Raw genomic sequence first — 9,963 nt, 5'->3', positions numbered from 1 at the left:
CAACCGCGGCGCCTCCGCCGACCGGGTCGCCACCCTCGCACCGGCGCCCTCCCGCACACCGGCTCCGCGGCGGATCGTCCAGGCCCGCCCGGTGGCGTCCGACAGTGTGCGCGCCTGCCGCGTCGAGTCGTCGGCTCCGACCCGTGTCGTCGATGACGTGCCCGCCTGGGCACTCTTGGCCTGCGGCATCGCCTTCGGGATACTCATGCTCCTGGCCGTGGCGTTCCTCGGCGGGCCCGCCTACGCGTGACCGGCGCACCTGCCTCCTAGAATGAGTCGGGGACGGTGGTCAATCGTCCCCGCGTCCCGTGGTCCACGTCCCGGGAGGCGTGAAGTCCGGTCGACGAAGGGCCACACGGGAATGTACTGCCCTACATGCCACAACGAGGACTCCCGGGTGATCGACTCACGATCGGTCGACGAGGGTCAGGCCATCCGGCGCCGCCGGGAGTGCCCGGAGTGCGGGCACCGGTTCACGACGCTCGAGACGCCACTGCTGACGGTCCTCAAACGCAACGGTGTCACCGAGGCCTTCAGTCGCGACAAGGTGGTCCGGGGAGTTCGCCGCGCCTGCCAAGGCCGGTCCATCGATGAGGACGCCCTGCGGCGCCTCGCCCAGCAGGTGGAGGACACCGTCCGCGCTCGCGGCGCGTCCGAGGTGCCCGCCCACGAGATCGGTCTCGCGATCCTCGGCCCCCTCCAGGACCTCGACGAGGTGGGCTACCTACGCTTCGCCTCCGTCTACAAGCAGTTCAGCTCGGCCGACGACTTCGAACGCGAGATCATCGCACTCAGAGACCGCCGCGCGAGCCGCTGAGCCGCCGCGCGAACGTCTGACCCGCCGGGCGCTCAACGCCGGGCGCGGGGAGCGAGCGCGTTCGCGACCGCCTTGTCGATGCGCTCGGCCGACACCGGGCGGGCCGTGCCGAGGGACTGGGCGAACAACCCCACCCTGTATTCGGCCAGCAACCACCGCAGCTCGCGGGCCGAGCGCGCGCCGCCGGGCCGACGGCGCAGAGCCGCGCACGCCTCCTCGACGGTCTCCTCCGACCGCGCCAACCGGGCTGTCAGATTCCGATGCCGGGCGGGGGACTTCTCCGCGAGATCGAGTCGGACACCGACCGCCTTCACGTGCCGCTCCAGGTGCGGCAGCACGTCGACCGGATGACGCGCCAGGAAACCCTTACCCACCAGGAACTCCAGTGACGGGGCCACCGCCTCGGCGACCTCGGCCGGGGCCTCCGTCACACGCACGGACACCTCCTGCGCCGCCACCAACGCCGGCACGACCGTCGAGATCGCGGACGCCACGGCCCCCGGCACCTCCGCCCTGGCGGCGTCCCGCAGTTCGGTGAACTCCGCCACCGTCAGCACCGGCACACCCTTTCGTCGCGCGATGATCCTGCCGCACGCCGCCAGGGCGGCGTCCGAGACCAATGCCTCGACGCCGCCGTGCGGGTACTGGGTCAGGGCCAGTCGCTGCTCGACCGGGCGACCGCGCAGGATCGAGGAGGCGGAGACGAGATCGGACGAGATGAGCGTGAGGACCGCCGACGCCTGCCTGGTCCGGCGTTCCTCCTCCGTCGCGCACGCGACCCGGTGGATGCCGTCCGCATCGACGCGCAGGGCGGGGTAGACCGTCACATCCACACCGTCCACCGTGCCGGTGACCGACGGGGCGAGATCCCCGATGGTGTCGGCACTCCACTGGCGGAACGGCCCGTCGTCGGGCACGAGCCGGGTGTTGAGGGTGGCGCGCACCTTGTCCTGCAAACGCGTCCGCAGCGCCGCCAAATCCGTTCCGGACGCGACGACCTTCTCGCCGTCGACCACCTCGAACCGCACCCGCAGGTGATCGGGGAGCTGCGCGGGGTCGAACTCCCGCGGGTCGACCGTCGTCCCGATCCGCGCGGACAGCGCCTGCGCCAGAGCCACCGGCAGAGGGGCGGAGCGCGGGGTGACGTCGCGGGCGAGCAGGGCGGCGTATTCCGCGGGCGGCGAGCAGAGCCGCCGGAGGTACTTGGGGAGGGTGCGCAGCATCTCCGTGTAGAGCTCCTCGCGGAGACCGGGGACCAACCACTCGAAACCGGCGGTGGTCACCGAGGACAGTTGCGGCAGCGGGATGCGGACGGTGATGCCGTCGGCGGCGCCACCCGGATCGAACTCGTAGTGCAGCTCGAACCGTCGGTCGCCCTGCTGCCAGAACGGCGGGAAGTCGCCCGCGTCGGGAGCGGCCTCCGAGGTGCGGATATCGGCGGGGGTCAACCGGATCGCGTCCGGGTCGCGGTGGCCGCGCTTCTTCCACCACGAGTCCAGGTGACGGCCCGAGGTGATGTCGCCGGGGAGCCGCTCGAGGTAGAACGCCACCAGGGCCTCGTCGTCGATCACCAGGTCACGGCGACGGCTGCGGGTCTCCAGCTCCCTCGCCTGCGCCACGGCCTCGGCGTTCTCGCGGATGACCGGGACTCGCGTGTCGAGGCGGCCCTCGACGATCCCGTGGCGGACGAGCATCTCCCGCGCCAGGGGAGCGTCCACCCGGGACAGCAGCACGCGGCGTGCCTCCACGACCGTCAGCCCCAGCAGGAGCACCTTCTCGTAGGCCATGGCGGCGCCGCGGGCGTCCGACCAGTGCGGCTCGGAGTACTGCGTGCGGGTGAGGTGGCCGCCGAGCTGCTCGATCCACGCTGGGTCGATGCGCGCCACGTCGCGGGCCCACAGCCGTGAGGTCTCCACGAGCTCGGAAGCCATCACCCACCGCGGTGGCTTCCGGGCCAGGTCCGAGCCGGGGAAGATCTGGAAGCGGATACCGCGGGTGCCCCGGAACTCGCGGGCGTCCTCCTCGCGCATGCCGACGTTGGTGAGCAGGCCCGTGAGGATCGCCTTGTGCAGGTCGTCCTCGGAGGCCTGGCCGGACGGCGGGTGCCAGCCGCGTTCGCGACACATGCTCCGCAGCTGGGCGTTGAGGTCCTGCCACTCGCGGATGCGCAGCCAGTGCAGGTACTCCGCCTTGCACATCTTGCGGAACGCACTGCCGGAGAGCTCGCGGCGCTGCTCGGTGATGTAGCGCCAGAGGTTGAGGTATCCCAGGAAGTCGGAGGTCTTGTCGGTGAAGCGCCGGTGGAACTGGTCGGCCTTGTCCCGCTCCTCCGCGGGCCGCTCCCGGATGTCCTGCACGGTGAGGGCGGCGACCACCACGAGCACGTCCCCCAGCGCCCCGTTGCGGTGGCCCTCCACGACCATCCGGGCCAGTCGTGGGTCGAGGGGGAGCGCGGCCATGTCGCGGCCCACCTCGGTCAGGCGCGGGCGCTCGTCGTCGTCGACCGTCAACGCCCCCAGCTCGGTGAGCAGGGTCATGCCGTCGCGGACCGCCTTGCGGTCCGGCGGCTCGACGAAGGGGAAGTCGTCGACGGGACCGAGGTCGAGATCCGCCATCGACAGGATCACCGAGGCGAGGTTGGTGCGCAGGATCTCGGGGTCGGTGAACTCCGGTCGTGCCTCGAAGTCCTCCTCCGAGTACAGGCGGATGCAGATGCCGTCGGCCACGCGACCGCATCGCCCGGCCCGCTGCGCGGCGGAGGCCTGGGAGATCGGTTCGATCGGAAGTCGCTGGACCTTGGTACGGGTGGAGTACCGCGAGATGCGCGCCAGTCCGGTGTCGACGACGTAGCGGATGCCGGGGACGGTCACCGAGGTCTCGGCGATGTTGGTCGACAGCACCACCCGGCGGGTGGAGTGGGCGCGGAAGGCGCGCTGCTGCTCCGCGGCGGTGAGGCGCGCGAACAGCGGGAAGATCTCCGTGTTGCGGAATTTCCGGCCACGCAGCACCTCCTCGGCGTCGCGGATCTCACGCTCGCCCGAGAGGAAGACCAGAACGTCGCCGTCGTCCTCGCGCAGCAGTTCCGCCACGGCGTCGGCGAGCGCGTCGAGGGGGTCGAGGTCGATCACCCGGTCCCCGTGCTCGACCTGGAGCGGCCGGTAGCGGATCTCCACGGGGAAGGTACGTCCGGAGACCTCGATGACCGGGGCGGGGCGACCGTCGGGGCCCGCGAAGTGGCGGGCGAACCGTTCGGGGTCGATGGTCGCGGAGGTGATGATGAGCTTGAGGTCCGGGCGCCTCGGGAGAATCTGCTTGAGGTAGCCCAGGAGGAAGTCGATGTTGAGACTGCGTTCGTGTGCCTCATCGATGATGATCGTGTCGTAGGCGTGGAGCAGCCGGTCGCGGCGGATCTCCGCGAGCAGGACGCCGTCAGTCATGAGCTTGACCGAGGTGTCGGGTCCGGTGCGGTCGTCGAAGCGCACGGCGGAGCCGACGGGGCCGCCGATCTCCACGCCGAGTTCGTCCGCGATCCTCTCGGCCACGGACCGGGCGGCGAGGCGCCGCGGTTGGGTGTGGCCGATCATGCCGCGCACGCCGCGCCCGAGCTCGAGGCAGATCTTGGGGATCTGGGTGGTCTTGCCCGAGCCGGTCTCGCCGGCGATCACGACCATCTGGTTCTCGCGGATGGCCTCCGCGATCTCGTCCTTGCGCGCGCTGACGGGGAGCTGCTCGGGGTACTCGGGAGCGGGGATCGCCTCGGCGCGCCGCCGGACGCGCTCGGCGGCCTCGTCGACGCGGCGGGCCAGGTCGTCGAGTTGGTCGGCGCGGGCCCGGCGGATCCGGGGGCGGAGCCGGTGCGCGTCGAGGGTGCCGACCTCGTCGAGCCGGACGAGCAGATCGTGGCGGGCCCGGCGGAGCTCGGGTGGGGCTGAGGTGGACGACGGCATGGTGCCCGCCAGGATATCGGCACCCGGACCGGGTCGGCCGGACGGCGTCGTCAGTCGCCGGCGGCGTCGCGCCTGGCCTGGATCCGCGTGTAGCGCTCGTGGAGTCGTTCGCGGATCTCGTCCGGCTCGTAGGAGCGGCGGCGCCGTTCGGACCTGGCGGCGAGGATCCCGGAGGCCGCGACACCCGCCAGTCCCGCCGCACCGATCATCTTGAGCCACTGTCGTCCCCGGGGAGCCATGTAGTCGAGCCTAGGCCGACCGGCCGGGCCGCCCTGGCAGGATCGCCCCATGGACATCGACACCGTGCCGCTGGCCGCGGCGGCCGACCGTACGCGCACCGGCGACCTGTGGCTGTTCCGCGGCCGGACGACGGCGGACCGGCTCATCCAGACGCTGACCAACGCGCCGGTCAACCATGTGGGCGTCGCGGTGGTGCTCGAGGACATGCCGCCCCTGCTGTGGCACGCGGAGATGGGCAGGGCGCTGCCGGACGTGTGGACGGGCCGCCGCCAGCGCGGGGTGCAGTTGCACGACCTCGAGGCCGCGGTGCGTCAGTGGACGGGCCCGTACGGGCAGCGGGCGTGGTTCCGGCAGATCTCACGGGAGGTCGGGACGGAGCAGGAGGAGGCGCTGTTGGAGACGATCGCGCGCCTGGACGGCGTGTCGTTCCCGTCGGCGGGTCGCCTCACCGCGCGGTGGGCGCGGGGACGCTGGGCGTCGCGGGGCCGGCGGTCGTCGGGCGGAGTCGTGGCCGGGAGGCCGGGGGTGGCGTCGGGGGACGACGACGAGGTGGGCGGCGGCCGGCTCCTGGACCTGATCCCGCGGCGCGGGCGGGTCTCGCCCGGTCCCGCGATGCGCATGGAGGCGGCCTACTGCGCGGAAGTCGTGGGCCTGACCCTGGAGGCGATGAGCGTGCTCCGGCCCGCCGGGGACGCCAGTTGGTACGACCCGGGGAGGTTCTGGAGCGGGGACGACCTGCCCCTGGCGCCGGGCTGGGACTACGGGCGGGAGATCGCCGTGACGGTCAACCCCCCAGGATCGCCTCGCTGACGTCGGCCTCGACCGCCTCGGGGGCCACCACGAGCAGTTCGTCACCGGGCTCGAAGGGCACGTCGGGCTCGGGGACGATCACCCGCCCTCCTCGCAGGATCGCCACGAGCGCGGCGTCGCGGGGGATCCGAACGCGGGACACGGGGCGCCCGGCCAGTGGGGTCTGCGGGGGCAGGGTCACGCTGACGAGGTTCGCGCCGCCGCGACGCAGCGTCATGAGCCGGACGACGTCGCCGACGGACACCGCTTCCTCGACGACCGAGACGATGAGTCGGGGGGTGGAGACCGCCACGTCGACCCCCCAGCGGTCGTCGAAGAGCCACTCGTTGCGGGGGTCGTTGACCCGGGCCACGACGCGGGCGACCGCGAACTCCGTCTTGGCGAGCAGGCTCACCACCAGATTGGCCTTGTCGTCCCCGGTCGCGGCGACGACGACGTCGGCCTCTTCGATACGGAGCCGCTCGAGGACGCTGAGCTCGCACGCGTCACCGACCTGCTGGTCGGCGTCCTCGACCGGGTCGGCGGAGAACACGCTGGGACGCTTGTCGATCAGGGTCACCGTGTGGCCGCCCGCGAGCAGTTCCCGGGCGATGGACCGTCCGACGACCCCGGCGCCGGCCACGACGATCCGCATCGAGCTGGTGCGGAACGCCCGGGACGGGGCGTCGGCGAGCAGGCCGGAGCCGTCGGCGTAGTCGTCGACGGTGGGGTCGGGAGTCGGGTCAGGCATCGGAGGGGCCTCGCTGCAGCAGGTCCTCCAGGCCGCGCACCGCCTCCGAGGGCAGGGTGAGGTGGACGACGTCGTCGGACTGGACGAGCGTGTCCTCGTCCGGGATGCGGCATTCGCCGAAGCGGGTGACCGCGGCGACGCGCCCACCGACCTCCGCGGCGAGCCGGTCGACGGGCAGGCCCACCCATCCCGGCGGTGCGTCGAGGGCCACGAGGGAGACCCTGTCGGTCTGGTCTCGCCACTCCACCGGACTCGTCCCGGCGGTGACGTACCGGACGAGCCGGCCGGTCGCCCAGGGGACGGTGGTGACGGTCGGGATGCCCAGACGTTCGTAGACCTCGGCGCGACCGGCGTCGTAGATGCGGGCGATCACGCGCTCGACACCGAAGGTCTCGCGGGCCACACGGGCCGCGATGATGTTGGAGTTGTCCCCGGAGGACACGGCGGCGAACGCGTCGGCGCCGACGAGTCCGGCGTCGGTGAGCACCGCTCTGTCGAAGCCCTGGCCGGTGACGGTCTGACCGCCGAACCGTTCGGGCAGTCGGGCGAAGGCCGCGGGGTCGCGGTCGATCACCACCACCGCGTGGCCGGCGGCGTCGAGCTCGGCGGACAACGCCGCCCCGACGCGGCCACAGCCCATGACGACGACCCTCATCGCGAGTCCCACTCCTCACGGCGCACCCTCGTGCCCCAGGGACGTCACGCTACTCACATCCGCGGATGCTGTCCGCCGCGGCGCGCGGGTCCTACGATGTGTCGGTGTCCAGGATCTCCAGGGTCTCCGTGGGAGCCAAGCGCCTGTTGGTGGGGCGCCCCTTCCGCAGCGACACCATCGGCACGATGCGCCTGCGCAAACGGATAGCCCTGCCGGTGTTCGCCTCCGACGCGTTGTCGTCGGTGGCCTACGCCCCGCAGGAGATCTTCCTCGTGCTGTCGATCGCCGGGATGTCGGCGATCGCGTTCACCCCGTGGGTCGGGGTGGCGGTCGCGTTCGTCATGGTCGTCGTCATCGCCTGTTACCGGCAGAACGTCCACGCCTACCCGTCGGGGGGCGGTGACTACGAGGTGGCCACGGTCAACCTCGGTCCCCGCGCCGGCCTCGGGGTTGGTGCGGCGCTGCTCATCGACTACGTCCTCACGGTCGCCGTCTCGATCTCCGCCGCGGCGGCGAACATCGGCTCGGCCATCCCGTTCGTGCAGTCCCACGCCGTCTTCTTCGCCGTACTCGCGATCGCAGGACTCGCCGCGCTCAACCTCCGGGGGATCCGGGAGTCCGGGGCGATGTTCGCGGTGCCCGTCTACGCGTTCCTCGCGTCCATGATCGCCCTCATCGTGTGGGGCCTGGTGCAGGTCGAGGTCCTCGGCCGCGACCTGCGCGCGGAGTCGGCGGGGTTCGACCTCGTCCCCGCGGAGGGCGCCGAGGTGACCGGCCTGGCGCTGGCGTTCGTCGTGGCCAAGTCCTTCGCCTCGGGCTGCGCCGCGCTCACCGGTGTCGAGGCCATCCACAACGGGGTGCCGGCCTTCCGCAAGCCCCGCGCCCGCAACGCGGCGATCACCCTCACGATCCTGGGCGTGCTGTCGGTCTCTTTCCTGCTGGGCCTCATCGCGCTGGCGCGCAGGCTCGGGGTCCGGATCGCGGAGAACCCGGCCACCCAGCTCGTCGGCGCCCCGGAGGGGTATCAGCAGAAGACGATGATCGCGCAGCTCGCGGAGCCGGTCTTCGCCGGGCTGCCGATCGCGTTCTACGTCGTCATGGTCGTGACCGCGACCATCCTCGTGCTGGCGGCCAACACCGCGTTCAACGGCTTCCCCGTGCTGGCGTCGGTCCTGGCCCGCGACAAGTACCTTCCCCGGCAGCTCGCCACCCGCGGCGACCGGCTCGCATTCTCCAACGGCATCGTGCTCCTGGCGATCGCGGCGATCGCGCTGGTGATCGCGTTCGACGCCCGGGTCACGGTCCTCATCCAGCTGTACATCGTGGGTGTCTTCGTGGCGTTCACGCTGGGCCAGCTCGGGATGGTCCGCCACTGGACACGGCGGCTGCAGCACGAGGAGATCCCGGCGGTGCGTCGGCGGGCTCGCCGGTCGCGGGCGGTCAACGCGGTCGGGTTCGGCCTCACCTCGGGTGTCCTCGTCATCGTTATGTCCACCAAGTTCTTCTCCGGCGCCTATATCGCCGTCCTCGCCATGGTGGCGGTCTTCGGCGTGATGAGGCTCATCCACCGGCACTACGACGCGGTGGCGCGTGAACTGGACGACTCCTCCCGCGAGGTCGTGCTGCCCAGCCGCACCCACTGCCTCGTCCTGGTCTCCAAACTGCACCTGCCGACCCTGCGGGCCCTCGCGTACGCCAGGGCGACCCGCCCGGACACCATCGAGGCCCTGACGGTGAACATCGACACCGCCGAGACGCGCACCCTCGTCAGGGAGTGGGAGAGCCGGGGCATCTCCGTTCCGCTCAAGGTCGTCGAGTCCCCGTACCGTGAGATCAACCGCCCGGTCGTGGACTACGTCAAGCGGCTCCGGGACCAGTCGCCGCGGGACGTGGTGATCGTGTACATCCCGGAGTACGTGGTGGGCCACTGGTGGGAGCAGCTGTTGCACAACCAGAGCGCGCTGCGCCTCAAGACCCGCCTGCTCTACGAGCGTGGCGTCATGGTCACCAGCGTGCCGTGGCAGCTGTCGTCCTCGCGTGGCCGGGCGGAGCAGGCCCGCAATGAACCGATCGTCGGGCGTTTGGGCGGACCGGAGGCGAGATGACACACGAGCACACGACCGACTGGACGGGCCGCGTCCTGCGGCTGGAGGTGGCCGGCCCGGCGCACGGCGGTGAGTTCGTCGCCCGGCACGAGGGACGGGTGGTGTTCTGCCGTGGCGGCATCACCGGGGAGACGGTCGACGTCCTGGTCGAGGACGACCCGGGCCGCGCCTTCTGCCGCGGCACCGTGCAGTCGGTGATCGACGTGTCCCCGCACCGGGTGGAGACCGCCTGCCCGGCGGCCGCCGCCGGAGCCGGGTGCTGTGATTGGAGCCACATCGAACCCGCCGCGGCCCGCGGCTTCGCCGGCCGGATCCTCGCCGAGCAGGCAGTCAGGATCGGCCGGATCGACCCGCGCGCCGACGAGATCCCGGTCGAGGCCCCCGCGGGCGACGCCACCGCGACAGGGTGGCGCACGGTCGCCCGGTGGGTCACCGGCCCGGATGGCCGTCCCGGCGTCCGTCGGGCGCGGTCGCGGGACCTCGTGATGGAGCCCTGCGTCCAACCCGATCCGCGCATTCTCGACGCGGTGACCGTCGCGGACGTGGGCCCCGGACGCGAGCTCCTCGGGCTGCTCGGTGACGACGGGACGGTCCACGTCGCCCACCGGCCCGCGGTGCGTGACGAGCCCCGCGGGCAGGGCTCGCGCGCGCGTCGACCC

Annotated in this window: 9 protein-coding genes; 5 read left to right on the top strand and 4 right to left on the bottom strand. The window is 72.1% G+C overall.

What is annotated here, in order from left to right:
- A partial coding sequence (locus HMPREF3086_RS19340) for a hypothetical protein (RefSeq protein ID WP_210401885.1) occupies positions 1 to 250 on the top strand: 250 nt, incomplete at its 5' end.
- A gap of 111 nt (positions 251 to 361) precedes the next feature.
- The gene (gene nrdR, locus HMPREF3086_RS15555) at positions 362 to 817 is read left to right on the top strand and encodes a transcriptional regulator NrdR (RefSeq protein ID WP_007626979.1); all 456 of its coding nucleotides are present in this window, start codon (positions 362 to 364) and stop codon (positions 815 to 817) included.
- Between the two features lie 32 nt (positions 818 to 849).
- Here the strand turns inward: nrdR and hrpA are convergent, their stop codons facing one another.
- Both hrpA and HMPREF3086_RS15545 read right to left on the bottom strand, forming a co-directional pair.
- Complete coding sequence (gene hrpA / locus HMPREF3086_RS15550) at positions 850 to 4,764, bottom strand: ATP-dependent RNA helicase HrpA (protein ID WP_070722811.1); 3,915 nt, start codon at positions 4,762 to 4,764, stop codon at positions 850 to 852.
- Between the two features lie 50 nt (positions 4,765 to 4,814).
- Positions 4,815 to 5,003 (bottom strand): hypothetical protein, encoded by a 189-nt coding sequence (locus HMPREF3086_RS15545; RefSeq protein WP_061227711.1) that lies wholly within the window; start codon positions 5,001 to 5,003, stop codon positions 4,815 to 4,817.
- Positions 5,004 to 5,052: 49 nt separating this feature from the next.
- Between HMPREF3086_RS15545 and HMPREF3086_RS15540 the strand changes: the two genes are divergently transcribed.
- The gene (locus HMPREF3086_RS15540) at positions 5,053 to 5,814 is read left to right on the top strand and encodes a hypothetical protein (RefSeq protein WP_061227710.1); all 762 of its coding nucleotides are present in this window, start codon (positions 5,053 to 5,055) and stop codon (positions 5,812 to 5,814) included.
- Here the strand turns inward: HMPREF3086_RS15540 and HMPREF3086_RS15535 are convergent.
- On the bottom strand, positions 5,789 to 6,448 hold the full coding sequence (locus HMPREF3086_RS15535) for a potassium channel family protein (RefSeq protein WP_061227793.1): 660 nt from the start codon (positions 6,446 to 6,448) through the stop codon (positions 5,789 to 5,791). The two genes, HMPREF3086_RS15540 and HMPREF3086_RS15535, sit on opposite strands and share 26 nt — an antisense overlap.
- 88 nt (positions 6,449 to 6,536) lie before the next feature.
- Positions 6,537 to 7,199 (bottom strand): potassium channel family protein, encoded by a 663-nt coding sequence (locus HMPREF3086_RS15530; RefSeq protein ID WP_061227709.1) that lies wholly within the window; start codon positions 7,197 to 7,199, stop codon positions 6,537 to 6,539.
- 65 nt (positions 7,200 to 7,264) lie between these two features.
- Between HMPREF3086_RS15530 and HMPREF3086_RS15525 the strand changes: the two genes are divergently transcribed.
- On the top strand, positions 7,265 to 9,304 hold the full coding sequence (locus HMPREF3086_RS15525) for an APC family permease (RefSeq protein ID WP_106386140.1): 2,040 nt from the start codon (positions 7,265 to 7,267) through the stop codon (positions 9,302 to 9,304).
- Positions 9,301 to 9,963: TRAM domain-containing protein (locus HMPREF3086_RS15520; RefSeq protein ID WP_141764124.1), on the top strand; the 663-nt coding region annotated here is incomplete at its 3' end. The genes HMPREF3086_RS15525 and HMPREF3086_RS15520, both read left to right, overlap by 4 nt.

The organism is Dietzia sp. HMSC21D01, assembly GCF_001815995.1.
GTDB classification, from domain to species: Bacteria; Actinomycetota; Actinomycetes; order Mycobacteriales; family Mycobacteriaceae; genus Dietzia; species Dietzia cinnamea.
This window is presented reverse-complemented; position numbering and strand designations above follow the sequence as displayed.

What these genes read in the sequence shown, in the direction of transcription:
- nrdR (WP_007626979.1), top strand. Translation starts at nt 362, where the DNA reads ATGTACTGCCCTACATGCCACAACGAGGACTCCCGGGTGATCGACTCA.
- hrpA (WP_070722811.1), bottom strand. Translation starts at nt 4,764, where the DNA reads ATGCCGTCGTCCACCTCAGCCCCACCCGAGCTCCGCCGGGCCCGCCAC.
- HMPREF3086_RS15545 (WP_061227711.1), bottom strand. Translation starts at nt 5,003, where the DNA reads ATGGCTCCCCGGGGACGACAGTGGCTCAAGATGATCGGTGCGGCGGGA.
- HMPREF3086_RS15540 (WP_061227710.1), top strand. Translation starts at nt 5,053, where the DNA reads ATGGACATCGACACCGTGCCGCTGGCCGCGGCGGCCGACCGTACGCGC.
- HMPREF3086_RS15535 (WP_061227793.1), bottom strand. Translation starts at nt 6,448, where the DNA reads ATGCGGATCGTCGTGGCCGGCGCCGGGGTCGTCGGACGGTCCATCGCC.
- HMPREF3086_RS15530 (WP_061227709.1), bottom strand. Translation starts at nt 7,199, where the DNA reads ATGAGGGTCGTCGTCATGGGCTGTGGCCGCGTCGGGGCGGCGTTGTCC.
- HMPREF3086_RS15525 (WP_106386140.1), top strand. Translation starts at nt 7,265, where the DNA reads ATGCTGTCCGCCGCGGCGCGCGGGTCCTACGATGTGTCGGTGTCCAGG.